Source organism: Flavobacteriales bacterium, assembly GCA_021739695.1.
Lineage (GTDB): Bacteria > Bacteroidota > Bacteroidia > UBA10329 > UBA10329 > UBA10329.
In genome coordinates this window covers 107,224-133,094 of sequence record JAIPBM010000004.1, presented here as the reverse complement: position 1 = coordinate 133,094, position 25,871 = coordinate 107,224, and the positions used below count along the sequence as shown (strand labels likewise).

General features: G+C 45.4%; 25 protein-coding genes. 18 read left to right on the top strand and 7 right to left on the bottom strand.

The features are described from left to right. The first annotated feature begins 111 nt into the window (after positions 1-111). Positions 112-567 carry a hypothetical protein gene (locus K9J17_03705; GenBank protein ID MCF8275818.1) on the top strand — a complete coding sequence of 152 codons (456 nt, stop codon included), beginning with the start codon at positions 112-114 and terminating at the stop codon, positions 565-567. A 106-nt stretch (positions 568-673) separates the two neighbouring features. Beyond that, positions 674-1,087 (top strand): hypothetical protein, encoded by a 414-nt coding sequence (locus K9J17_03700; protein MCF8275817.1) that lies wholly within the window; start codon positions 674-676, stop codon positions 1,085-1,087. A gap of 77 nt (positions 1,088-1,164) precedes the next feature. Here the strand turns inward: K9J17_03700 and K9J17_03695 are convergent, their stop codons facing one another. The 3 genes from K9J17_03695 to K9J17_03685 all read right to left on the bottom strand — a co-directional run bounded on the left by K9J17_03695 (position 1,165) and on the right by K9J17_03685 (position 5,482). Next, positions 1,165-1,554: a DUF1987 domain-containing protein gene (locus K9J17_03695; protein MCF8275816.1), complete on the bottom strand. Its 390-nt coding sequence runs from the start codon at positions 1,552-1,554 to the stop codon at positions 1,165-1,167. A 95-nt stretch (positions 1,555-1,649) separates the two neighbouring features. Beyond that, the gene (locus tag K9J17_03690; protein MCF8275815.1) at positions 1,650-3,203 is read right to left on the bottom strand and encodes a peptide MFS transporter; all 1,554 of its coding nucleotides are present in this window, start codon (positions 3,201-3,203) and stop codon (positions 1,650-1,652) included. Between the two features lie 101 nt (positions 3,204-3,304). Continuing rightward, on the bottom strand, positions 3,305-5,482 hold the full coding sequence (locus K9J17_03685; GenBank protein MCF8275814.1) for a S9 family peptidase: 2,178 nt from the start codon (positions 5,480-5,482) through the stop codon (positions 3,305-3,307). Positions 5,483-5,525: 43 nt separating this feature from the next. Between K9J17_03685 and K9J17_03680 the strand changes: the two genes are divergently transcribed. Continuing rightward, a complete protein-coding gene (locus K9J17_03680) occupies positions 5,526-6,941 on the top strand; it encodes an FAD-binding protein (protein MCF8275813.1) in 1,416 nt (471 codons plus the stop codon). Between the two features lie 98 nt (positions 6,942-7,039). Here the strand turns inward: K9J17_03680 and K9J17_03675 are convergent, their stop codons facing one another. Then, positions 7,040-7,450 (bottom strand): hypothetical protein, encoded by a 411-nt coding sequence (locus tag K9J17_03675; GenBank protein MCF8275812.1) that lies wholly within the window; start codon positions 7,448-7,450, stop codon positions 7,040-7,042. A 675-nt stretch (positions 7,451-8,125) separates the two neighbouring features. Between K9J17_03675 and dcm the strand changes: the two genes are divergently transcribed. Then, the gene (gene dcm, locus K9J17_03670) at positions 8,126-9,373 is read left to right on the top strand and encodes a DNA (cytosine-5-)-methyltransferase (protein MCF8275811.1); all 1,248 of its coding nucleotides are present in this window, start codon (positions 8,126-8,128) and stop codon (positions 9,371-9,373) included. Here the strand turns inward: dcm and K9J17_03665 are convergent. Then, positions 9,367-10,074 carry a restriction endonuclease gene (locus K9J17_03665; protein MCF8275810.1) on the bottom strand — a complete coding sequence of 236 codons (708 nt, stop codon included), beginning with the start codon at positions 10,072-10,074 and terminating at the stop codon, positions 9,367-9,369. The genes dcm and K9J17_03665 overlap by 7 nt on opposite strands. Positions 10,075-10,324: 250 nt before the next feature. On the opposite strand from K9J17_03665, the gene K9J17_03660 reads away from it, so the two are divergent. Together K9J17_03660 and K9J17_03655 are read left to right on the top strand one after the other, a co-directional pair. Then, positions 10,325-11,209: an ABC transporter ATP-binding protein gene (locus K9J17_03660; protein MCF8275809.1), complete on the top strand. Its 885-nt coding sequence runs from the start codon at positions 10,325-10,327 to the stop codon at positions 11,207-11,209. Between the two features lie 18 nt (positions 11,210-11,227). Continuing rightward, positions 11,228-14,803 (top strand): hypothetical protein, encoded by a 3,576-nt coding sequence (locus K9J17_03655; protein ID MCF8275808.1) that lies wholly within the window; start codon positions 11,228-11,230, stop codon positions 14,801-14,803. Positions 14,804-14,885: 82 nt separating this feature from the next. Here the strand turns inward: K9J17_03655 and K9J17_03650 are convergent, their stop codons facing one another. Then, positions 14,886-15,587, bottom strand: coding sequence for a zinc metallopeptidase (locus tag K9J17_03650; protein MCF8275807.1), 702 nt, complete (start codon positions 15,585-15,587; stop codon positions 14,886-14,888). 250 nt (positions 15,588-15,837) lie between these two features. Between K9J17_03650 and K9J17_03645 the strand changes: the two genes are divergently transcribed. The 11 genes from K9J17_03645 (at position 15,838) to K9J17_03595 (ending at position 24,153) form a co-directional block, all read left to right on the top strand. After that, positions 15,838-16,260, top strand: a complete 423-nt coding sequence (locus tag K9J17_03645) for an Hsp20/alpha crystallin family protein (GenBank protein ID MCF8275806.1) — start codon at positions 15,838-15,840, stop codon at positions 16,258-16,260. A 123-nt stretch (positions 16,261-16,383) separates the two neighbouring features. After that, positions 16,384-17,157, top strand: a complete 774-nt coding sequence (surE, locus tag K9J17_03640; protein ID MCF8275805.1) for a 5'/3'-nucleotidase SurE — start codon at positions 16,384-16,386, stop codon at positions 17,155-17,157. A gap of 97 nt (positions 17,158-17,254) precedes the next feature. Continuing rightward, positions 17,255-17,545 carry a hypothetical protein gene (locus tag K9J17_03635; protein ID MCF8275804.1) on the top strand — a complete coding sequence of 97 codons (291 nt, stop codon included), beginning with the start codon at positions 17,255-17,257 and terminating at the stop codon, positions 17,543-17,545. Further along, the gene (gene lpxB / locus K9J17_03630; GenBank protein MCF8275803.1) at positions 17,542-18,627 is read left to right on the top strand and encodes a lipid-A-disaccharide synthase; all 1,086 of its coding nucleotides are present in this window, start codon (positions 17,542-17,544) and stop codon (positions 18,625-18,627) included. Before K9J17_03635 ends, lpxB begins: the two co-directional genes overlap by 4 nt. Before the next feature lie 59 nt (positions 18,628-18,686). After that, positions 18,687-18,923 carry a hypothetical protein gene (locus K9J17_03625; protein MCF8275802.1) on the top strand — a complete coding sequence of 79 codons (237 nt, stop codon included), beginning with the start codon at positions 18,687-18,689 and terminating at the stop codon, positions 18,921-18,923. Beyond that, entirely contained in the window at positions 18,920-19,156 is a 237-nt protein-coding gene (locus K9J17_03620) for a type II toxin-antitoxin system RelE/ParE family toxin (GenBank protein ID MCF8275801.1), read from the top strand. Before K9J17_03625 ends, K9J17_03620 begins: the two co-directional genes overlap by 4 nt. Before the next feature lie 119 nt (positions 19,157-19,275). Then, the gene (locus K9J17_03615) at positions 19,276-20,256 is read left to right on the top strand and encodes a pyruvate dehydrogenase complex E1 component subunit beta (protein MCF8275800.1); all 981 of its coding nucleotides are present in this window, start codon (positions 19,276-19,278) and stop codon (positions 20,254-20,256) included. Positions 20,257-20,465: 209 nt separating this feature from the next. Continuing rightward, the gene (locus tag K9J17_03610; protein MCF8275799.1) at positions 20,466-21,158 is read left to right on the top strand and encodes an OmpH family outer membrane protein; all 693 of its coding nucleotides are present in this window, start codon (positions 20,466-20,468) and stop codon (positions 21,156-21,158) included. A gap of 9 nt (positions 21,159-21,167) precedes the next feature. Next, the gene (locus tag K9J17_03605) at positions 21,168-22,082 is read left to right on the top strand and encodes a geranylgeranylglycerol-phosphate geranylgeranyltransferase (protein MCF8275798.1); all 915 of its coding nucleotides are present in this window, start codon (positions 21,168-21,170) and stop codon (positions 22,080-22,082) included. After that, complete coding sequence (locus tag K9J17_03600) at positions 22,082-22,663, top strand: Maf family nucleotide pyrophosphatase (GenBank protein ID MCF8275797.1); 582 nt, start codon at positions 22,082-22,084, stop codon at positions 22,661-22,663. The genes K9J17_03605 and K9J17_03600 overlap by 1 nt, the downstream gene beginning before the upstream one ends. Before the next feature lie 101 nt (positions 22,664-22,764). Next, positions 22,765-24,153: a T9SS type A sorting domain-containing protein gene (locus K9J17_03595; protein MCF8275796.1), complete on the top strand. Its 1,389-nt coding sequence runs from the start codon at positions 22,765-22,767 to the stop codon at positions 24,151-24,153. A gap of 2 nt (positions 24,154-24,155) precedes the next feature. On the opposite strand, the gene K9J17_03590 is transcribed toward K9J17_03595, so the two are convergent. Next, complete coding sequence (locus tag K9J17_03590) at positions 24,156-25,184, bottom strand: acyl-CoA reductase (protein ID MCF8275795.1); 1,029 nt, start codon at positions 25,182-25,184, stop codon at positions 24,156-24,158. 56 nt (positions 25,185-25,240) lie between these two features. Here K9J17_03590 and K9J17_03585 point away from each other — a divergent pair, with 56 nt between their 5' ends. Next, on the top strand, positions 25,241-25,588 hold the full coding sequence (locus K9J17_03585; protein MCF8275794.1) for a 4Fe-4S dicluster domain-containing protein: 348 nt from the start codon (positions 25,241-25,243) through the stop codon (positions 25,586-25,588). The last annotated feature ends 283 nt before the right edge of the window (positions 25,589-25,871 follow it).

The following is a 25,871-nucleotide window of genomic DNA, read 5'->3' as shown; positions in this document are numbered from 1 at the left end:
TCTCGCGGCTTAACTCCCTCGGGAAAAAGTGGAATGTCTGCTATAAAGACGTGGGGGTTTCTGTTCGGTTGTCTGAGGGTTGCTAGATTTGTTGAAATAATTTCCATTAAAATGAAAAAAAGTCTCTTTTTGCTTGCTTTCGTGCTCGTTTCAATCAGTATGCATGCGCAAAAAATAAGCCTTTCGCCACTCGAAACGGTACAGGTTAAGGAATCGAATGTTTTTTGGAAGGCTGAATTAGACTCAAATTCAGCACTCACCATCATCAACAGTTCAAGCATCGCCATCATGAATGCTTCTTTCCCGAAAGAAAAGAACGTGACGAAATCCATCAGCTTTAAGCTACGGAATGGCGATGACCAAGGAAGAACGGTAAACGGAACGGTAACTGGGGTGGTAGATTGGAACGGACAACAGCTTTACACGGTCGAACTGGAAATCGGAATCAATCTTTCTTCGCGATGGGAATACCGCAAAGTGAATTGCGTGCTTGCCGATCTGACAGATCACGAACACAAACTGATCATTGGCAAAAACTGGCTGGGCGATGATATTGAAGTGAAATGATCACAATTCATCTCAAAACGGTAATTGGACGGATATTTTGAACCGCTTATCGCTTTCGTTCGTTGCTGTTCGGCAGATTCCGTAAACTTGTTCTCATTAAATGGACATGCTCAGATTCATAGCAGCCACTATAGCTGCCTGGCTCATCTTCACCCTTGGTGGAGTGCTTTGGCACGAGGTCATTTTTGAAGCGTGGTACAACGAGTGGGTGTTTGGAATTGAGCGGATGCAAATGCCAGTTGCATACTTTCTCATAACACACGCCATGCGAGCTCTGGTGTTTGTTTATGTATACCACATGCTATACAAAGGTGGAAACCCGTTCGGAAAAGGTCTGAAATTCGGTTTTCTGATGGGAATCCTTACAGGCTTGACAGTCACCAGCTATTATGGAGATTTCAACATCACTTCTCCTGGTTGGGCATTGCTCGAATTCGTTTACAATATCGTCCGCGCCATATTTGTGGGAGTTACCACTGCGCTCATTATCGGGGAACGCCAACGCGAACCGATTCCTTAGTTTACCCTGATCATTACAAAAAAGCCCGAACTGAAATCAGTTCGGGCTTTCTATTATTCATTTGTTCTTTCTGAGGGTCATTCAACGTACTCCTTGAATTCGAAATCCATTCCCACTGTGCGTGCAAACACATGACCAAGATCTAGGATGTCGATGTCATCTTCTTCGTAATACCACAGAACGTCAACTGCGTTTCCAGCATCTTTGATCTCCTTCAACTTCTTCAGAATATCCGAAATGGATTTTGAAGAAGGCGTATTAAAGTATTCCAACTTGAAGGTAAATTCAGTCTTTGCATTAGGGCTAGCCGCATAGCTATCCAACCACTCTAAAACCGGGACATAAAATCCCTTTGCATTCAACGGAAACGACCTTCCTGAAACTTCAAACTTATTGCCAGTAGCATCTAGCGTTACGTGCGGAGTCTCCTTTGTCGGCTCCAGCACAAGTGCTTTTATTTCTCCCATTCGCCTATGGATTACGTGTTTCGGCCGTGGTCAGACAGCTTAGAAACAGATTAATGAATTTCAATACGGTTTTACAAATCTAAAAGTTGCAGCCATTAATGTATTCCGTGCATTTTCTTCTTGATCATTGGTGTCAGTAGGATCAGCACCAAGCCTGCTCCAATCGGTAAACCAGTGTATATCAGGAAGAAAGTGGACATTGAATACATCTCCGTGATCTTATCAATCAAACTGCCTGTCCAACCAGCAAGATAGTTGGCAACTGCTGATGCAAGGAACCACACACCGAACATCAGACCAACCAAGCGTGCTGGTGCTAATTTACTGACGTAGGAAAGACCTACAGGAGAAAGTGTCAATTCTCCCATTGTATGAAGGAAATATGCAAGGATAAGCCAAGCCATGCTAACAGAGGCAGTAGCTGCTCCTGATGGGATTGAAGCGGAACCGAAGGCTAAAACGCCAAAACCAAGTCCAAGAAGAATTAGTCCCATGGCAAATTTGATGGATGCTGATGGGTTCAACTTGCTTTCCCATATCTTAGAGAAGATTGGTGCGCAAGCAATAATGAAGAATGAATTGAGAATCCCGAACCAAGATGCTGGAACTTCGCTAGCTTCTTGGTTGAATTCATTTTGAATCATCCATAGCGCCACACCCCAAATGATAACGAAACTGCTCCCAAGGAATATGTTCGACAGCGCGTAGCTTTTGAATGTTTGACGGAAAAGCGAAATCAAAACATAGGTCACGATTGCCATCGGGGCAACCGTAAGGATGGTATTGAACCAACGGAAGGTGTTGGCTGCATCGCCTGTAAGAACACGGTTGGTATAATCTTTGGCGAAAATGGTCATGGATCCACCAGCCTGTTCAAAAGCCATCCAGAAGAAAATGGTGAAGAGTGAAAGGATTCCAATTACCATCAAGCGGTCGCGCTCCACGTTTGCAGGTACGTTTTCTTCTTTGTCCACGTCAATTTTCACGTGACCTTGCATTTGGGAAGGTTCTAAGTGTTCATCCTTCTGAGGCTTTAGCCCAATATTTCCAAAAATGCCTTGTGCAAAATAGAACTGAAGCATTCCTAGGAACATAAAGATTCCGGCCAGACCGAATCCAAAGCTCCAACCTACTTTTTCGCCAATATAACCGCACAACAAAATTCCGAGGAAAGCACCAGCATTGATACCCATATAGAAGATGGTATAAGCTCCATCCTTCTTATCACTGTTACGCGGATATAGATTTCCAACAATGGAAGAAATGTTCGGTTTGAAAGCACCGTTACCGATGATCAGAAGGATCAAACCGAGGTAGAAGGTGAATTCCGTTTCAAATGCCATGGAAGCGTGACCACAGGTCATAAGAAAGGCGCCAAGCAAAACGGCTTTTCTAAATCCGAGGACCTTATCTGCCAGCAGCCCGCCTAAAATGGGCGTGAGATACACCAAGCCAGTATACATGGCATAAAGTTCCAGCGCATCCTCGCGCTCCCAAGCCCAACCACCTTCATCTAGCCCACTTACAAGGAAAAGTACGAGCAAAGCGCGCATTCCGTAGTAACTGAAACGCTCCCACATTTCGGTGAAGAAGAGAATGAACAGTCCTGCCGGATGTCCGAATAATTGTTGCTGTTGGGTTGATGTCATTGATTAGGTTGATTTGAAGCGCGTTGAAAGTAGGGATTTTCTGTCGTAGGCGTAAGGATTTACGCCCTCAAGACCTGTGAAGGGCGTAAATCCTTACGCCACTACAGGTTCTTCTTGATGAAGTCGGTCATTTTTGTGAAGAGATGCAAGCGGGCGTTGTTCCCGTAAATACCGTGATTCCTGTCTGGATAGATGTACATATCGAACTGCTTGTTCGCTTCTATCAACGCTTCGGTCATTTCTACCGAGTTCTGAAAATGCACGTTATCATCTCCCGTTCCGTGAATGAGGAGATAAGCTCCTTTCATCTTATCTACATGATTGATGGGCGAATTATCATCATAACCTTTGGCGTTTTCCTGCGGAGTGCGCATATAGCGTTCGGTATAGATGGAATCGTAGAATCGCCAGTTGGTAACAGGCGCTACGGCAATGGCCATCGAATAGAAGTCGGCTCCTTTGGTAAGCGCCAACGAACTCATGTAGCCACCATAGCTCCATCCGTACATACCAATGCGCGTAGGATCTACATAACCGCGCGACCCAAGGTATTTGGCCGTTTCGATGTAGTCTTCCACTTCAAGTTTACCAAGTTGCTTGTAGGTGCAATTTTTGAAATCGCGGCCTCGGTTTCCTGTTCCGCGATTATCTACCGAAACAATGATGTAGCCTTGCTGCGCCAGCATCATCTCCCACATCTGTGTTTTTGATCCCCAAGAATCATTGACGGTGTTGCTTCCTGGTCCGCCATAGATGGAAACGAGCACGGGGTATTTACGCGATGGGTCAAAATCGGTCGGTTTGATCATCCATGCATTGAGCGAAGTGCCATGTGAAGGTGTGAAGGAGAAGAATTCTTTCGTAGGCACCTTAAGTGCTGCCAGTTTAGACTTAAGCGCAGCGTTGTCTTTCAGCACGCGTATCTGTTTGCCCTTTTCATTCAGTAGAGAGATGAATGGAGGCGTATTTGCATCCGAATGGGTGTTGATGAAATACTCGAAGGTGTTGCTGAAGCTCGGTTCGTTCTGCCCTTTATTGGGGGTCAATTTGCGTTTGAAATTTCCGTTGAGCGAAGCAGCATACACATGGCGTTGTGTTGGTCCTTCTTCCGAAGATTGATAGAAGAAGTTCTTGCCCTTCGCATCGATACCGTAAAAGGCGTTCACATCCCAGGTTCCAGAAGTGAGTTGCACCTTTTGGGCACCGGTCACGTCATAGAGGTAGAGATGATTGTAGCCGTCCTTTTCGCTGCTCCAAATGAATTCTTGGGCATTATCCAAAAAAGTAAGGTTGTCTGTAATGTCTATGTAGGTTTCTGAAGCTTCGCTCAGCACCACGCGGGTTTTTCCTTTCACGGCATCAGCAAAAAGAAGCTCCAATCTGTTCTGCAAGCGATTCATTCGTTGTACAGAAAGTGTGGATGGATCTTTGGTCCATTTGATGCGCGGAATGTAAATGTCATCGCGGTCGCCAATGTCCACTTTCACATTCATATCGCGGTCTATGTGATAAATGAAGATGGCCACTTTTGAATTCGCCTCGCCTGCCTTCGGATATTTGAAGCGCTCTTCGGTAGGATAGAGTTTACCCTCGTATTTGGTCATCGAGAATTCCTTCACGTCCGTTTCGTTGAACTCATAATAGGCGATGAAACGACCATCGGGCGACCACTGAAACGCTTTGGTGAAGGCAAACTCCTCTTCATAAACCCAATCGCTCATTCCGTTGATGATCTCGTTCCATTTACCTGTGGTGGTTATCTGTTTAGTGGTCTTCGCATCCAGATCTTCCACAAAAAGGTTGTTGTCGAATACATACGCCACCTGATTGGAAACAGGCGAAAACGTGGCATGATAGACATGCTTTCCTCCAGCAATCTCGCGGAGCTTCTTGTCTGTGCGGTCAAATGCGTAATACTTGTAGCTGGATGAATGGCGATAGAGCTGCTCCTCTTCTGTGGCAAGCAACAGCTTTGTTTCGCTCTGGTTGAACTCGTAATCTTCGATGGCAATGAGCGCATCGTTCCATCTAAGCTCGGAAGCAAGCACGATGGCTTCTACCGAGTCGCCCGTTTCGTAGCTGTATTTGACAACGCTACTTTTTTGAAGCGTGGTGTAATGCGTGCCGTCATTCAACGAACGGATACCATACACACCTTCTGTGCGATAGGTGCCATTATTCCAAATATCTTCTAGCGTAATGCTAGATTGGGCCCAAAGCTGACCCGTGTTGAAAATGATGAGAAAAACTAAGGCAATCCGTATCAATTGTTGCGGCATAAGGAGGTTACTTTTGCGTTAATCGATCAAATCTAAACAATACATGACATACGGTAAGATCACCCCCGAATTGCTGGAACAGCTGAAAAGCGTTGTTGGAGCTGCCAATTTCTTTGTTGATGAAGAAACTCTGAAGATCCATGCATCGGACGAAACGGAAGATCACGTGTATATGCCGCAGGTGGTGGTGATGCCCGATGCTGCCGAAGAAGTGGCTGCTGTTCTGATGCTTTGTAATGAACATGTAATACCTGTAACAGCACGTGGTGGTGGAACAGGATTGAGCGGAGGAGCATTACCGATAAAAGGCGGTGTGGTGGTGGCCATGAAACGCTTCAACCGCATCATCGACATTGATGAATTGAACTTACAGGCCACGGTAGAACCTGGTGTGATAACGGAGGTTTTTCAGAATGCAGTGAAGGAGAAAGGATTGTTCTACCCGCCTGACCCAAGTAGCAAGGGAAGTTGCTTTCTGGGCGGAAATCTGGCCGAAAATGCAGGAGGACCAAAGGCGGTGAAGTATGGCGTTACGCGCGATTATGTCATCAACATGCAAGTGGCGCTGGTTACGGGAGAAGTGATATGGACGGCTGCCAATGTGCTGAAGAATTCGACCGGATATAACCTGACGCAACTGATGTGCGGCAGCGAAGGAACACTGGGCGTTATTACCCGCATTGTTTTTAAACTGCGGCCTTTGCCTAAGAAGGATGTGACGCTACTGGTGCCTTTCACCAGTTCGGAGGAAGCTTGCCGCGCCATTTCGGGTATTTACAAGGCAGGATTGACGCCTTCGGGCATGGAATTCATGGAGCGCGATGCCATTGTGCTGGCCATGAAATATGTGGATGAAGTGCTGAGCAAGCCTGTTTCCATCGACCTGCCCGATCATATCCACGCGCATCTGATCATTGAGCTGGATGGGAATGATGAAGATGTGCTGATGGGCGAAGCGGAGAAGATCGTGGAGGTGTTGGAGAACTACGAAACGGGCGAAATCTACTTTGCGCAAACTGCTGAGGAAAAAGACGGCCTATGGCGCTTGCGCAGGAACGTTTCTCCGGGTGTAAACTCCTACTCATTGACCAAATCGGAAGATGTGGTGGTGCCGCGTGGCAATCTGCCCAAGTTGGTAACGGCCATCAAAGAAATTGGCAACCGCATCGGTTTCCGTTCGGTGTGCTACGGCCATGTGGGCGATGGAAACCTCCACGTGAACATCATGAAGGAACAACTTTCGGATGCCTATTGGGATAAGGAAGTGAACGAGGGCATTGCCGACATCTTCAAAGCGGTGGTTGAATTGGGTGGAACGCTTTCGGGCGAGCACGGCATTGGCATTGCCAAGCGACCTTACATGCATTTGGCCATGGCCGAAAAGAACCTCGACCTCATGCGAGGCATTAAAGCGGTGTTTGACCCGAAGGGCATCCTGAATCCGGAGAAGATATTTTGAGCGTTTTGAGTGATGTGCGATAAGCGAAGAGTAACGAGAAAGACACAAAAAAGGGCGGCATCTGTTGATGTCGCCCTTCACATTTCGGCTCGTTTCATTCAGGGCGTGGGGTCAGTAGGTTCCGAAGGCGTAGTGCTACTGCTCTTATTCACCACAAATCCATAATCTCCCAAGTGCTGTTCCTTACCTCTGAAATTACCCAGAAGGATGTCTCTTGAGCGTGACACATAATTGAGCACCGTACCCAGCGTATTGCTGTTCTGATCTTTCCGATGCCCAAGCAGCGTGTCGCGGTCTTCGGTGGCCGTTTCGGCATCTTTTCGCAACTTCTTCGCTTCTGCGTTCTTCTTTTTACTGACCAGAACCAGTTGTTCAAACTCGGCCATGTCTAAACCCGCAATGGGGCTATTGGCTGGATCTTCGTTGTGCTTCAGAACAATCCCTTCGCCCAGCTCAATGAGCTCTTCAGGATTACGGGGAATCACCACCCGTGCTGTTTTCTTAGCCATTTCTTTACAGTTTTTAGTGAGTGTTTCCAGGATGGCAAACCCTGTCGGAGACTTTCTCCTTTCCTTAAAAACATTGGCCGATACGACTTTATTTTTCGCCAATTGAAAAAAAGTGTGAAATTGTTATTCTTCACAAGCAAACAGTTGAATTTCAGAGCTTTGAAATTCAACTTTAGGAATCAGCAGCGCTAAAAACAAGCTCTGAAGTGCAAGTGTTGGATTTAACTCTTCTACTGTTGAAATCAACTATGCTACTTTGCTATTAAACAGTCCTTCTATTGAAATGAACTATCCTCCTGAAGAATTCAACACTTGAGGTGTTGGATTGGACGGGGCTGCTTTCGTGTTCTGAAGTGCTGCTGTAGAACTCAACAATAGTGGTGTAGAGCTTTGCGGCAGGAGTGTTGAGCTGTGATGTTGGGGTGGGGAGGTTTGAAATCGTGCTGTTGATCCGTACAACACGAGTGTAGAACCTTGGACGCGGGGTTGAAAAGATCGATGGCGGTTTGCAGGATGAACACTGGTTAAATTCAATGCGAACAATTGAAAACTGATGGAGTTCTTATCAGTTGAGAAATGATTCCAAATACCTGTGTTAGTGAATAATTACACAGACGATATAAATGGTATTGCTGGAAATCATAAATTCGTAACCATTGTATAAGGTTAAACTACTTGGTTATGAATGAATATTTAACGCTATCCGAAGCTTCCAAACTAATTGGAAAAAGCAAAGAAACTCTAAGAAGGTGGGACAGAGAAGGAAAGCTTTTGGCTGTGCGCGAACCGATAAGTAATTATCGAGTGTATAAACGAGAACAGGTTGAAACCTTGTTCGCGGATTTTCTAGATGAAGAAATTGATGACGTAATAACCAACTACGTTGAGGCAAACAGAGACTACTCTGTCTTAGAGCTTTTTGCTGGGGCTGGAGGTTTAGCTGTCGGGTTGGAAAGGGCAGGCTTAAAATGTGTGGCGCTAAATGAAATCGATAAATGGGCTTGCCAAACTTTAAGAAAAAACCGTCCAGCATGGAGGGTGCTTGAAGGAGATATCAAAGCGTTTGATTTTTCAGAATATTACGATAAAATCGATGTGGTTACTGGTGGGTTTCCATGTCAAGCTTTTAGCTACGCAGGAAAAAAACTTGGTCTTGCTGATGCAAGAGGAACCTTATTCTATGAATTTGCTCGAGTTGTCAAAGAAGTAAACCCACCTATTTGTATCGGTGAAAATGTCCGTGGTCTGCTAAGCCATGAGAATGGGAGAACATTGAAGGGAATGATTTCAATTTTAGACGAAATTGGCTACAATGTCGTTCCTGTTCAAGTGTTGAAAGCAATAAATTATAGAGTGCCACAAAAACGTGAACGACTGATTTTGGTAGGCGTAAGAAAAGATATTGACATTCGATATGAATATCCAAAACCCCATCAGAAAGTTTACACTCTACATGATGCCTTGAAGAAAGGAGTATTGTTTGAGTCAAATGTTCCAATGTCAACGGGCGCAAAATACCCCCAAAGCAAACGAGAAGTATTAGACCTAGTACCTCAAAAAGGTTATTGGCGAGACCTCCCGCTTGAAATTCAAAAGGAATTTATGGGAGGCAGTTTTTATTTGGGCGGTGGGAAAACTGGTATTGCTAGGCGAATTGGTTGGGATGAACCTTGTCTAACACTTACTTGTAGTCCTGCTCAAAAACAGACCGAAAGATGCCATCCCGATGAAACTAGACCGTTCACTGTGCGTGAGTATGCACGAATTCAAACCTTTCCTGATGAATGGAAATTTGAGGGCTCAATGGCGCAGCAATACAAACAAATTGGCAATGCAGTTCCTGTAAATTTGGGAACAGAAGTTGGTTATTCCGTTGTTAATTTTTTGAACCAGTATTATTCAAAAATGGTAGATTGTCATTGATACTTTGCTTCAATTTCTTTGGCTAAGGCTTGAATTGTTTGCTCAACAACTCTACTTGCATCAACTTCCAACGCCACTTCACCAATTGCATCAATCAACTCGAAGTAAAAGTCCTCCTTGCCAGTAAGTCGATGCCAGAAATCTTTACCTACAATTACTGGATAGGTATTACTGATCTTCTTGTAATGCGAGCTAAGCTCCGCTTCTTCGCCATAAACCACTCCAACAATCATGTCATCAATTCCAACAACTAAATTATTCGTTCTCGCCAAAGCCCGAACACCATTGAAATGATTCATTATTGTTGTTACGTCATCACGATTAATCGTATTTGGACCAGCCTTTAGTTGACAATATTTTTTCCGACCGTCAATTGCATCAACAAACTCAACATCAATACCTTGAGTTGTTGATCCTAAACCTTGAAACAGAGAACTTATAAGACTCTGAATTTTCATTCCAAATGATGTAGTTATGGATGAACCTAAAATTCTCGGAAGAACTAATGCTCGCGCAATACTTTCTGGATTATCGTTGCCCGTTAGGAAGTTAGCCAAATACTTAAACAAGAACGGATTCACGTTATACTCCGATAACTTACTAGCACGTTTACATGCGCCATCGATATGGCTTTGAACAATTTCATTTCTGAAAAAGATCTTCGCATTATTGATTATTGCAACTCTCTGATTATTGTCCATCACATCGTTTTCATCAGTCAAAGTTAGCTATCTCGATAATTGATGCAACAGAAAGCAGACGATTGGGATTTCATCTTCTTAAATCAGCTTATTGCTGCTGGGTTCAATTTAATCCGACCTCCGCATTTTTCCCTTTCTCGTCTCCCCCCTTTTTAACACTCCTTACCATTTCCATGTCACCATTGTTGGCGTGGTGAAATAGATTTGTTCCTTTGAAAAGTAAAGCATCAACCACGCAAACGATACGTATATGAACAAACTGGTTATCCAAAATCTATCGAAGACCTACCCGAACGGGGTAAAGGCCTTGGATAATGTTTCCATTGAAATTGAGAACGGCATGTTCGGGCTTTTGGGGCCGAACGGTGCGGGCAAGTCATCGCTGATGCGCACCTTGGCCACGCTGCAAGAAGCAGACGGTGGAACGGCTACGCTGAACGAAATTGACATTTTCAATGACCCGAATGAACTACGCAAGGTGCTGGGTTATCTGCCGCAGGAATTCGGGGTTTATCCGCGGATAACAGCCGAACAATTGCTGGACCATATTGCCATTCTGAAGGGCATTTCGAAATCATCGGAACGGAAAGAATTGGTGAATTACCTTTTGGATAAGGTGAACTTATACGAGAATCGGAATAAGAGCGTAAAAGGCTTTTCGGGCGGAATGAAGCAGCGTGTGGGTATTGCGCAGGCGCTTATTGGAAGCCCGAAGTTGATCATTGTAGATGAACCGACCGCTGGTTTGGATCCAGGCGAACGCAACCGTTTTTACAACCTGCTGGCCGATGTGGGCAAGGATGTGATCGTGATCCTATCGACCCATATTGTGGATGATGTGCGCGAACTCTGCACCAAAATGGCCATTATGAATGGCGGTAAATTGGTGTTTCATGGTGCACCACAAACGGCCATTGACGAACTGGACGGCAAGGTTTACCAGAAAGTGGTGGAACGCGAAGAATTGGAAAGCTATGCTGCCAACTATGCGGTGATATCGAACAAGATGGTGGGCGGAAAACCCTTCATCCATGTGTTCAGCGAAACGGATCCGCAGAACGGTTTTGAACCGGTGAAACCGAATTTGGAAGATGTGTTCTTCTCGAAGATAAACACAGGCAACGTTCTCGTTTAAGCCGCTAAAGACAGATCCATGTTCAAAGATTTCTTTTTAGCCGAGTTGCGCTATGCCCTTCGGCAACCGATGATCTACATTTTCCTGAGTCTGATGGCCTTGCTGGTTTTTGGAGCAACGGCCAGCGACAATGTGATGATAGGCGGATCGGTGGGAAACGTGCTGAAGAATGCACCGCACATCATTACGGTATTCACTTCGGTGATGACCATTTTCGGGCTGTTGATTGCTGCGGCTTATTTCAATAATGCTGCATTGAAAGACCACAATAATCAGTTTAACGAGATCCTGTTCAGTACCCCGTTGAGCCGCTCGGGCTATTTCTTCGGGCGCTTTTTCGGAGCGCTTGTCCTTTCCACCATTCCGATGTTGGGCGTGTATCTGGGCGTTTTCCTCGGAAGCGTGCTCGGGACTGCTTTCGGTTGGGTAGATGCCGACCGTTTCGGGCCGTTTTACTTCGAAACCTTCGTAAACAATTACCTGCTGTTCATTCTGCCCAACATGTTCTTTGCGGGCAGTATTGTGTACGCCTTGGCTCAGAAATGGAAAAGCACGGTCATCTCGTTTGTGGGTGCTTTGGTCATCATCATTGCTTACATCATTTCAGGCACGTTGATGTCTGACATAGACAATGAAACGCTTGGGGCACTCACCGATTCGTTCGGGATCCGTGCTTATTCGCTGTACGCCAAATACTACACGCCAATTGAAAAGAACACGCTGAGCCCAACACTTTCGGGCATTCTGCTGCTGAACCGTTTGCTGTGGATTGCGGTGGGTTCGGTCATATTAGGTGTTTCTTATTGGGGCTTCTCCTTTATGGAAAAGAACAAGAAGGTGAAAGCTCCGAAAGCGGAAAAGGCTTCGGCCCAAGCAACCTTGGCCAAACCGAAAGTGCAGCCGGTGTTCAGTGAAAATGCGGGCTGGTCGCAGTTCAGAAGTTTCTTTTACACCAACGTATTGAGCATTTCGAAAAGCGTCACGTTTAAGATTCTTTTCCTTTTCAGCATCATCATTCTGTTGGCCAATTTGGCGGGCGGTTTCGAGTATTACGGACTGCAATCGTATCCGCTTACCTACAAAATGATGGATCTGATCAGCGAAGCTTCAGGCATTTTCATCATCATTATTCTAGTGTTTTTCAGTGGAGAATTGGTTTGGCGAGACCGCGATTCGAAGATTCACGAAGTGATTGACGCCACGCCTCATGGTTCGGCCATTTCGCTGGCAGCAAAGATGCTTTCGCTGATTACGCTAACTACGGTGCTGCACCTGTTTTTCATTCTGTGCGGCATCATTTATCAATTGGCAAACGGCTACACACGCATCGAATTGTCGGTTTATCTCATCGATTTCTTCTCTTCCTCCTTTCCCATTTACGTGATCTGGAGCGCGGTGATGATCATGATACAAGTATTGGCAAACAACAAGTATGTAGGGTATTTCGTGTCCATCCTCATCCTGTTCTTATGGAATTTTGTATTGATGGCATTGGATATCCAAAGCAATATGCTCTCAATTGGTGCTGGACCATCCACCATGTACTCCGATATGAACGGCTTCGGTTCGGGCATGGTTGGCAATTTGTGGTTCAATCTCTATTGGTTCTTTTTTGCGCTCATCTGCATCATGATCGCTGCGGCCCTTTGGACTCGCGGAGCAGCAGGTACGTTCAAAGAGCGCGTGATGCACGCCAGCAGGAAAATGAGCAAGGGCGCCAAAACGCTGACTGCCGTATTTGTGGTGGCTTGGTTGGGCGTGGCAGGCTTCGTTTATTACAACACGCAGGTGTTGAATGAATACAAAACGTCTGATGAACTGGAATTGCTTACTGCTGAGTTTGAGAAGAAATACAAGAAGTATGAGCACGTTGGGTTGCCGAAGGTGAAGAACGTGAAATACAACATCGACATCTTCCCGTACGAACGAACGGTGCACGTAAAGGCTGATATGATTCTGAAGAATGAGACCGATTCTCCGATCGATTCTTTGCATTTCAACATCGACAAGACCTGGAATCCGCAGTTCGATCTTCCGAATGCTACGTTGGTTTACGAAGACAAGGAACTTGGTTGGATGATCTATCAGCTGAGTCCGGCACTGCTTCCGGGTGATAGCATGCTGGCGCACATTCAGACCGATTATATCCCGAAAGGATTTGAAAACGAAACGAGCACGACCAGCGTAATTGAGAATGGAACGTTCCTCAATAACTTCCAGATTCTTCCTTCGCTTGGTTACAATCCAGACAGCGAATTGAGCGACAAGAACGCACGTAAAAAGTACGGGCTGCCGCAAAAAGACCGCATGCCTGAGTTGGATGCCAATTGCAGCGATGTCTGTCAATCGAATTACTTGACCAACGGAAGAGCCGATTTCATCAATGTGGAAACCATCATTTCCACAGCTGGCGATCAGATTGCCATCTCTCCGGGAACCTTGGTAAAGGAATGGCAGGAGAATGGCCGCAACTACTATCACTATGTGGTGGATCATCCTTCGCAGAATTTCTATTCGTTCATTTCTGCCAGATATGAAGTAGCGCGGAAGAAATGGAATGGCATTGATCTGGAAGTGTATTACGATGCCAAGCACAGCGTCAACATTGATATGATGCTGGCCGCGATGGAACGTTCGTTGAGCTACTACACCGAGCACTTCGGGCCGTATTACCACAAGCAATGCCGCATTATTGAGTTTCCGCGCTACGCCACGTTTGCACAGGCATTTCCGGGAACAATGCCATATTCTGAGGCCTTTGGTTTCGTAATCAACTTAGAAGATGAAGGCGACAATAACGTGATTGATGCCGTGATTGCGCACGAAATGGCGCATCAGTGGTGGGCACATCAAGTAGTAGGCGCCAACATGCAGGGCGGAACGATGATGAGCGAAAGCTTTGCCGAATATTCATCGCTTATGACCATGAAAAACGCGAACAGCGACCCGATGAAAATGCGGGAATTCCTGAAATACAACCACGAGCGTTATTTAGGTGGGAGAGGTCAGGAAATAGACAAAGAAGTTCCGTTGTATAAGGTCGAAAATCAGCCGCACATCCATTACGGAAAAGGAAGTCTCATCCTTTTTGCCTTGCAGGATTATATTGGCGAAGACAAGGTGAATTTGGCCATGCGAAACTACTTGGATGAGTTTAAATATGTAGGCCCGCCCTACTCTTCTTCGTTGGATTTCCTCAAGCATTTGGAACCTCAAGTGCCAGATACCTTGAAGTACCTGATCAACGACTGGTTCAAGGAGATCACGCTTTACGATAATCGCATGAAGGAAGCGAGTTACAAGAAGTTGGATAACGGCAAGTATGAACTGACGATGAAGATCGAATCGGTAAAAATGAGGGCCGATACCATGGGTAACGAGACCAAATTCCCGATGAACGATTGGGTGGATATCGGTGTGCTTGATGGCGATGAAGAGCAGTTGATCTATCAGGAACGCGTGAAGATCGATCAGCCAGAAATGACGTTTACCGTCACATTGGATACGATTCCGGCCAAAGCGGCCATCGACCCACGTAGGTTATTGATTGACCGTGTGTTTGACGACAACATCAAGGTTGTGTCGGTTGAATAGCTTAGCACAATCTGCGATAAAAGAAAACGCCCCAACGATGAATTTGTTGGGGCGTTTTTGTTTTAGTAATGAAAACAGAGAATCAATCTCTACTTCCCATGTAACGCATAACGTAATAAAGGAGCGTAGTGATAGAAGCCAAGGCAGCAACGATGTAGGTTCTACCGGCCCAATTCAGCGCAGTGGTAGCTGCTTCGTGTTCCTTGCCGCGTGTGATGTTGCTGTTGTTCAACCAAACCAGCGCTCGGTTACTTGCGTCCATTTCTACAGGAAGCGTAATCACTGAGAATAGCGTGATGGCCGTTTGGAAAATTATGATCAGCAGTAACATCTCTTTATAAAGATTGGCAACAAAGGCCAAGATGAACATGGCGATGTAAACGAAGTTCAAAGCACGTGAACTGAAATTGACGATTGGTACCAAGGTAGAACGCATTTGCAGCCAAGGATATTCAACGGCATGCTGCACCGCGTGGCCGCATTCGTGAGCGGCAACAGCTGCTGCAGAAACGTTTCTTCCAGAATAAACTTCAGGGCTCAGGTTCACCGTTTTGTTGGCCGGATTGTAGTGGTCGGTCAACTTACCGGGTACGCTTTCTATCTTCACATCATAGATGTTATTATCACGAAGCATCTTCTCTGCCACCTGCGCTCCGGTCATTCCAGAACTCAAGGGCATCTTCGAATATTCTTCAAATACAGACTTCAAGCGTCTGCTTACGGCAAATCCGATGATCGCGAATACGATCACGAGACCTAAGAGGATGGGATCAAATCCAAACATGGTGTTTCTTTTTTAGTGTTTTAGTTGTGTTGCGGTAGTCAATTGCTGTACCACTTAATGTGGCACAAAGCTATAACCACTAATTGACATAATTGTGCGCTGCCATCTGTTAAATATTCAGTATAAATCGGAAACAATGACAGGCGTAAAGCTCTGAAAGCGCCATTATGACAGCAAAGTGATCCTTTTCGGGCACTGGCACAGAATTCGAAAAGTGGATGGAAACGATAACCTTAAAAAACAACATATCATGACACTCGTAAAAGTTAGAAAACCGAACAGTACGTTTCCATCCATCTTCGATGAATTTTGGAAAGAATGGCCAGGAACCAACAACACAACCGAATGGGTTCCAGCGGCCAACATTAAGGAAGAAGAAACCAAGTATCACGTAGAGCTTTCTGCTCCAGGCTACAAGAAAGAGAACATCAATGTGGCTGTAGAAGATGACACCTTGACCATTTCTGGAGAGGTTAAAGTTGAGAACGAAGAGACAAAAGAGAACTACGTGAAACGTGAGTTCAGAAGCGGAAACTTCAAGCGAAGTTTCAACCTGAACGGAATGGTGGATGTAGATAAGATTGATGCTAAGTACGAAGACGGCATCTTGAGAATCGACCTTCCGAAAGTGGCGAATGAGGTGAAGAAACTCAAGGAGATCAAAGTGGGATAATTCCCCTCTCCTTTCTCTATATCGTCAGCACGGGCCGCACATTTTGCGGCCCGTTGTGTTATCAATAAGTCACATCAAGCAATAGCTATTTCAGATAATTAGCTTTGCTTCAAATTATTGAAGATGACAAAGACGCGACCTCTGATACTTGCCGTGAATGATGATGGAATAACTGCACCGGGCATTCAGGCGATGGTGGCAGCTGCGCAGGAACTGGCTGAAGTGGTTGTGGTAGCGCCAGACAGTCCACAGAGCGGAATGGGACACGCCATCACGTTAAACAAACCTTTGCGTTTAGATAAAGTGGAATATCACGGAGAAAGCATTGGCTACCAATGCAGCGGAACGCCTGTTGATTGTGTGAAGATCGCGATTGACAAGATCCTACACCGAAAGCCTGATCTTGTGATTTCGGGCATCAATCATGGAGCGAATCACTCCATCAATGTGATCTACAGTGGAACCATGTCGGCAGCAATGGAAGGTGCGATTGAGGGAATTCCATCCGTAGGATTTTCACTTCTGAATTACGCGTTGGATGCTGATTTTACAGCATCGAAGCATTTTGTGAAGATGATCATCAAGAACATGCTTCATTTTGGAATGCCAACTGGAACGCTGCTGAATGTGAACATTCCGGATTTACCATTAGATCAGATAAAAGGTGTGAAGATCTGCCGACAGGCAAATGCCAAATGGGAAGAAGAATTTGACGAACGCCTCGATCCGCACGGACGTAAATACTATTGGCTAACAGGTGCGTTTGCAAACTATGATAAAGGCGCTGATACCGATGTTTGGGCGCTCAACAATGGCTATGTTTCTGCTGTTCCGGTTCAGTTTGATCTGACCGCACACCACGCCATGCCTCGTTTGAATGATTGGGATCTGGGATGAACACTAAGTTGACCGTCATTGCGAGCGAAGCGCGGCAATCTCTAGTTAAAAGATTGCTTCAGTCGTTCCTCCTTCGCAATGACGAACTAAACAGAAAATGAAAAAAGACAGCACCATATTAGGATTGATCATTGGATTCATCGCTCCACTGATTGTAATGCTAGGTTTTTGGAAGTTTCAGTTCGGACACACTAGCCTGAACGGGTTTTACGAAGTGATGGTTGAAAGCAACAATCTACCAGGATTGATTTCAATCGGACTACTAGGAAACTTAGGAGCTTTCTTCCTTTTCTACCGTTTGAAATTGGATGTTTCGGCTCGCGGAGTGATCATGGCCACGTTTCTTTACGGTTTCGTCATCGTCATTTTGAAGTTCTTCATTCTATGAAGTTTTTTGTCATAGCTGGTGAGGCTTCGGGCGATATGCACGGAGCCAATCTTGTGAAGGCTATTAAGCAGATTGCGCCCAATGCGCATTTTGAAGGCTTTGGCGGGCAGCGATTGGAAGCTGAAGGAATGAAGGTGATTCGTCCTTTGGAAAAGCTCAACTTCATGGGCTTTTTGGAGGTGGTTCAGAACCTTGGAACCGTTCGAGAGAATTTCAAGATCTGCAAGAAAGCGTTGACGGAAAACAAGCCAGATGCGATTATTCTAATCGATTATCCGGGTTTCAATCTGCGAATGGCGAAATGGGCCAAACAGCGCGGCATCAAGGTTTTCTATTACATCTCGCCACAGGTTTGGGCTTGGAAAGAAAGTCGTGTGAAACAAATGAAGAAAAACATTGACCGATTGATGGTGATTCTTCCATTTGAGAAGGAATTCTTCGTGAAGCATGGAATGGACGTTGATTTTGTTGGACATCCATTGATTGATGAGATAGAAGCACGAAATCAGAAACTCGAAATTCGAAAAGAAAAGGTGATTGCGCTCTTGCCTGGTTCTCGGGAACAGGAGATCAAACACATTCTGCCAGAAATGTTGGCCGTGATGGAACACTTTCCTGATTATCATTTCATGATCGGTAAGGCACCGGGAAGGACGGCCGCGTTCTATCAATCGCGTTTCAATTTGGGGAATGCGAAGGTTTTTGAAGATGGAACATACAAGTTGCTTGCGCGATCCAAAGCTGCGCTAGTTGCTTCAGGCACAGCTACACTGGAAACAGGACTTCTGAAAGTGCCGCAAGTTGTCTGCTACAAAGCGAGTGGCATTTCGGTGCGCATTGCACGGAGTTTGATAAAGGTGCCATACATCTCGTTGGTGAATTTGATTCTGGATAAACCTGCGGTGAAGGAATTGATTCAATCGGAACTAAACACAGATGCAATTGTTGCTGAATTGAAGAGGCTGTTGAATGATGAGAAAGCCCAAGCAGCGATGCAGAAGGATTACGATAATCTTTGGAATGCACTTGGAAGCGGTGGCGCTTCTAAACGGGCAGCGAAGTCAATCGTGAATGACCTGTAGCCTCCAAACGCATTGCGTCTCTACAGGTTGATTATCTTTGAAATAACATTCAAATTGCCATGAGTATTAAAGCGGACATCAATTGGATAAAGAGTGAACTGGATAAGGTAAATGATCCTGATTTGATTTCTGCGTTCAAAAGTCTTCTCCATTATCAGGAAAGAAATTCGAGATTGAGCGCTTTCGCGGAAGAACGAATCCATTACGCCAAGCAATCAGAGGCAGACTTTGAAGAGGGCAAAACCTATTCGCCCGAGGAAGCATTGGATAAATTGACCAAACGACTTAAGAAGTGAAGGTGGTGATCACCGAAACTGCGCTGACAAATCTAGAGCGTGGTTTGAATTTCATGCGAAAGAAACATCCCGAGCACCTTTGTCTGGAAGTAGGAGAAACCGTAATCCGTTCGACCAATAAATTGGCAGAAAACCCGAACGTTGGACAACTTGAACCTATTTTGGACGAACTTGAATTAGGTCATCGTAGAATAATTGTCGGACATTTTAAGATCATCTATCGAGTGATCTAGGAACAGGATATTATTCTTGTGACCGATATTTTCGACAGCAGGCAGAGTCCGAGTAAAATGCGCCCGTAGTTGTCGAAGCAAAGACGCAATGCGTTGCGACTCTACGTATATTTGAAACCATGAAAGAAGTACAGTTCAGAGAAGCGCTTCGCGAAGCGATGAGTGAGGAAATGAGAAGAGACGAAACCGTCTTTTTGATTGGCGAAGAAGTGGCCGAATACAATGGCGCTTACAAGGTAAGTCAAGGTATGTTGGATGAGTTTGGCGAGAAACGAGTGATTGACACGCCCATTGCAGAACTTGGCTTTGCCGGCATTGCGGTTGGCGCTGCCATGAACGGTCTTCGTCCGATTGTGGAATTCATGACCTTCAATTTCTCACTTGTGGCAATTGACCAAGTGATCAACTCAGCTGCAAAGATGTTGCACATGTCTGCAGGGCAATTCGGTGCGCCAATGGTTTTCCGTGGGCCAACTGGTTCTGCTGGACAGTTAGGTGCGCAGCACTCGCAAGCTTTTGAAAGTTGGTACGCCAACTGCCCTGGATTGAAGGTGGTTGTTCCTTCCAATCCTGCTGATGCAAAAGGATTATTGAAATCGGCTATTCGCGATAACGACCCTGTGATCTTTATGGAAAGTGAGCAGATGTATGGCGATAAAGGGATGATTCCTGAAGGGGAATATCTGATTCCGATTGGCAAAGCAAATGTGGTGCGAAAGGGAAAAGATGTAACAATCGTTTCCTTCGGGAAGATCATGAAAGTGGCGTTGGAAGCTGCCGAACAATTGGCGAAAGACGGCATTGAAGCTGAAGTAATTGACCTGAGAACCGTTCGGCCAATTGATTACGCGACCATTATTGAGTCTGTGAAAAAGACCAACAGAATGGTTGTGGTTGAAGAGGCTTGGCCATTGGCATCCATCTCATCCGAACTGACCTATAATGTTCAGAAAGATGCGTTCGATTATATGGATGCGCCTGTGAAACGCATTACGTGTAAGGATACTCCGTTGGCTTACGCTCCAGCTTTTGTAGAAGAGTGGCTACCGAATGTTGCAGATACGATTGCGGCTGTAAAAGACGTGCTATACGTGAAGTAGCAGGCCCTTCGACTTGGCTCAGGGTAAACTGTAGGGATGGAAGCAGCATCCTTTTTCCTGTACAACCATTCGAGAACATAGGTGTTTGCGGAAAAAGATAGAGCGGACAGCCCGACCCGTAGGGTAACGCCCTAGGATAAACTTTGGGCAGGCTGCAAATAACCATCTGTATTCTGTAACGATTACCTTTGCCGCTCAAATTTTGACCTATGAAAAATCTTTCGCTCGCGATAAACGCGATTCTGGCCGTTGCAATTGCCGTGTTGTTTTACTTCGAATTTTCGGGACGCAGGCCTGAAGGCCGTAAGAATTCGGTGGATGCTGCGGTGATCGACAGCGTTTCGAGCAAGCTGAAAATTGCTTACGTGAACACGGATTCGATCTGGAATGGCTACAAACTGATCATCGACATTAAGTCTGATCTGGAAGTTGAGCGTATGAAAAGCGAGAACAAGGTGGAGCAACGTTCGAACCTTTTGCAAAATCAGCTGGAACAGATGGCGAGAGAATTGCAGACGAAAGCGGCCGATTTTGAGCAGCGCGCTCAGGGAATGAACGAGGTTTTGCGAAACAATAAGATGCAAGAATTGCAAAGTTTGCAGCAGAATGCGCAGGCTTTCTCTCAGGAAGCTGACCAAGAAATTGGCCTGTTGCAACAATCGCTTCAGGAAAAATTGATGGAAAAGGAGTTGAAGGGAACGAAGGAAGTGCAAGACAACATCAAGGCATTTTTGAAGACCTACAACGAAGATTACGGTTTCACCTACGTGCTTGCTTATTCGAGCGAAGCAGGTGGCATTCTACTTGGAGATCCGGCCTTGGACATTACACGTGATGTGTTGGCCGGGCTGAACGCCATTTATGACGAGGATAAAGCTGCTGAGAAGGCAGCCCAAAAGTAATTGGGGTTGATGACTTACCTCCGTTTGGTAAGATGGCCCAACCTGCTGATGGTAGGGCTGATCTTTGTGTTGGCCAAAACACAAATTGTAGATCCGATTTCTGAGCTACTACAGATCGATTCGTGTTTATCAGTTCTCGATTGGCTTCTTTTTAGTTTGGCCACGGTGCTGATTGCCGCATCAGGCAATGTGGTGAACGACATTTTTGACCAAGACATTGACCGCATCAATAAGCCCGATAAGCGGATTGTAGGAAACCTTATTTCGGAAGAAAAGGCTTGGAATTTCTATTACGCGCTTGGCTCAGCTGGTCTTGGAATTGGCATGTATCTGTGCAGGAATTTGGGTAACGTTTCCAACTCGCTCATATTCATGCTGGCCGCTGGAGGTCTTTATTTTTACTCGTATTCGTACAAGCGGCAATTGCTTATTGGCAATGTGGTTGTGGCGTTGCTAGCCGGACTGGTGCCATTCATGCCCATGTATTTTTACATGATGTGCAATCCGGATGGATGGATGCAATTGCCTTGGTCGCCCATTCTTATTGCGTTTGCATTCTTCTCGTTCATTTCTACGCTAATCCGCGAAATAATCAAAGACATGGAAGACATAAAAGGCGATCAATTACTGCGCTGCCAAACGCTGCCGATCGTTATCGGCATCAAACCAACCAAAGCGATTGTCGTGTTCCTGATTGCAGTGCTAATGTTGGCGATAGGGAAATTTCAATGGGCTTGGTGGCAAGAGAATGACCTGATCATATTCTTCTATTTCCTGCTTGGCGTGCAACTTCCAGCCTTGGCTTTGGCGATGCAAGTGGCAAGAAGCATTTCGGAAACTGATTTCCACAAAAGCAGCACGTTAGCCAAGGTTTTGATGGTTGGTGGAATTCTGGCCATGCCCATATTCAGAACCTTATTCTAATGCTTAATCTTCAGGGAAAACAACTGATCCTTGCTTCGGCATCGCCACGCAGAAAGTGGCTGATGGAAGAATTGGGGCTTGAGTTTTCGATTCAGCCAAAGAACGTGGAGGAAGTTTATCCGGATGATCTGGAGCGGGAAGAGATTCCGTTGTACTTATCGAAACTGAAAGCCAACGCTTTTTCGGAAGATGAATTAGAAGGAAAGATCATTCTCACGGCCGATACCATTGTTTGGCTGAACGATAAAGAACTTCAGAAGCCTGTTGATCTCGAAGATGCCAAGCGCATGATCCGTCAACTTTCGGGTACAACGCATGAGGTTTATACGGCAATTACCGTACGAACTTCGAGCAAGACCATTTCAGATTTTGACCGCACAGAAGTACATTTCAGAGAACTGACTGAAGACGAAATTGAATTCTACGTGCAGAAATACAAACCATTGGACAAGGCTGGTGCATACGGCATTCAAGAATGGATCGGTTATGTGGGCATTGACCGAATTTTCGGCTGCTACTTCAACGTGATGGGCTTGCCGCTAAGGAAGGTTTATGCGGCATTGAATTCGCTTAGCGCATAATTTTCACGAAGACCTTCACTTATCCAGGACGACATCTATGTGGCTTGACGTTCTTTCATAGTTGTAAAAGGTTCCTGATATTAGCAATCTAACAAAATGTCATGAAAAAGGTCGCCTTTCTACTCATATTCATTTGTCTATCCATTTCCTCGGCAAATGCGACTCACAATCGAGCAGGTTATGTTGCTTACACGCATATTTCTGGTTTCACATATCAAGTTGAGGTTACCACCTACACTGTTCCAGACAGCCCTGCGGATAGGCCAATGCTGATAGTAAATTGGGGTGATGGGCAATTGGATACGATTCCACGCACCAACGGCAATGGAAATGGAGTGGTTCTTTTACCTGGAGTGAAGGAAAACAAGTATGTGGCACAACACACATATCCAGGACTCGGCTATTATGCTCTTTCTATGGAAGACCCCAACAGGAATGGCGGAATTCTCAATGTTCCGAACTCGATAAATGTTCCTTTTGCCATTCAAAGCGAGTTGAGAATAACTAACACGAACGACTTTAATAATTCAACCAAGCCAACTGCAATTATAACTCCCTATGCATTTGCTGGGATTCCGTTCGTTAGAAACCTCGCATTTTATGACCCAGATGCAGACTTTCTTTCATTCGAATTAACAACTCCACGTGGAGAAAATGGTCAGTTTATTCCTGGATATTCTGTTCCTAACGGAGTATCGGTGAATCCATTGAACGGAGATTTTGTGTGGGATTCTCCCCAAGAACAAGGCGAATACAATTTTGCCATGATCGTAAGTGAATATCGTAATAGTGAATTTGTTGGTTCTGTAACCGTAGATTTTCAAGTGACCGTTTACCCCGAGGATTTCACGGGAATAATTTCCGGAACTTCAGGCTGGCCCACGAATGCAAGCAATGATTTTGCGATTACAGTTGAACCAGATCAAAGTATTGATTTAGGCTTGGTTTACAGCGACCCATTACAGAATTCTGTTGAGATGGAGGCTTTTGGCGAACCATTTCTTTTTGGCAACACCGCCTCGTTCAATTCGGATTCTTCAGGAAGTCATTACGTGGCCAACACGTTCAATTGGACACCATCCCAAGAGGACATGAGATGTGCACCGTACATCGTTAGCTTTCGGGGAACATCAAGTAGCAATCAGTCTACGGATGTTTCATTGCTTATTTACGTCCATGATCAAGCCACTCAGGCAAACCCTGATTGTTTTGTGTTTGCAGGAATTGACGAAGAATCAGACAACCAAACAAGAAGGGCTTCACTTTATCCGAATCCGATAGTAGAATCTGTAAGCATCACCTTCTCTGACGAGCATATTTTCGACTTCACCTTTGAAGTATTCAATGCATCAGGAGCACTTGTCTATACCCAATCTGGCTCAACGAATCGAACACTTATTCTGAATGAGCATTTTGCTTCAGGATTGTATTTCTACAATGTGAGTTTTTCAGATAGGAAGATTGAACAGGGAAAAGTGGTCGTTCAATAAAGCTACAAAAGCAAAAACGTCATCGTATCAACCCCATCTGCATAATCCCACAATTCTGGAGATTGCGCCTTTCCGAAGGGAACAGAATGCTCGAAACCAAGTTTATCAGAAGCCACCACGCATTGGATTTCGTCCGCATGGATTTTCACTTCGGCCTTCATCTGATCAATAGTTCCATAAGTCTGAAAGTGCAGCACGCCAACAGGACAGCCCAAACTCGCATCCTCGCGCAGCAGCAGGAAACCATTATCTAAATGTGCCATTTTCTCAACCAGAAAAATGGCCTTGTGGTACTCGTAATTATTGAAATACTTGATGTGATTACCGATCGGTTTCCAATCCTCTAGCGTAGCCAAAAACGTTTTCGGATCCATTTTATCGGACAGGTAAACCTTAGAAACGTTGCGACAGCCCAATCCGAAATAGCGGAAAATATCTTTTCCCAAAGCGCGCAGTTCATCTAGCGATTCATCTCCGTTGATGATAGCAATCGAATTCCTGTTCTTGCGGATGATGTTCGGGTACTTTCCAAAATAATACTCAAAGTAGCGCGCGCTGTTGTCACTTCCAGTGGCAATTACATGTGTAAAACCTTCCATCTTACCATCAATCAGCTCAATGCGTGCAGCTAGTTCAGGACTTATCTCTGCAATGGTTTCCACCAATTTCTTCGGCAGCACTTCGTCTTGTGAAGAAGTTTTAACCACCGCCTCATTGCCCGACATCAGCACGCACAAAAGATCATGAAATCCAACCAACGGAATATTCCCCGCCATGATCAATCCTACCTTCTTTCCACCCGTTTCAGGAAGCTCACCGTAAACCGAAAGCCACTTTTCCAATTTCTCCGGTTGCAACATGTAGGCAATTCCGCGCAAGGCCAACGCCATGTTCTCTTGCGTAAACCAGCGGTTCTTTGCCTCGGCAAGATTGAAAGCCGCAGCCCAATCGCTTTCCTGCGCATCGGTTGCCACCGATTTTAGCACTTCTCCCAATCGAATAAATGCTTCAGTCCGTTGTTGATGATTCATCTTGCGTACACTATCTTTGAGCCCGCAAAACTAAACCACATAAAGCAACAGACAAGATGGCTATCAAGATAACAGACGAGTGTATAAACTGTGGGGCGTGCGAGCCAGAATGCCCAAATAATGCGATATACGAAGGCGGTGCCGAGTGGCGCTTTTCAGATGGTACATCTGTAAAAGGCGAGTTCAAAGGCTTCAGCGGTTTTACAGCCGATGCCGATGCAGCCCAAGAACCAAAGGAAATGGATGTGTATTACATCGTTACAGATAAATGCACGGAGTGTGTCGGTTTTCACGATGAACCGCAGTGCGCGGCCGTTTGCCCAGTAGATTGCTGTGTTGCCGATGAGGATAACGAACATACAGAAGCGGAAAACCTTCAGAAAAAAGCATCGCTTCACCTTTAGTAGTTGAGGCAAGGATTTTGAAAGGCGAGACTTGTTCTCGCCTTTTTTATGCAATTTCCATTCATTAGTGCCGTAATTACAAGCATGCTTGCAAACCGATTTCAAAAAGATCATTTGGGCGTTCCCCTCGCTTTAGGCGTGGGTCGGGCTGTCCGCTATATCTTTTTCCAACACCCTTCGAGAACCTCAGGGTTCAGAAAAAGGATGCCGCTTCCATCCCTAACGCAGCTCTCCCAGCAAACATCAGTGCAAGCCTCAAATCAACGCGCCTGTTCCCCTTCCT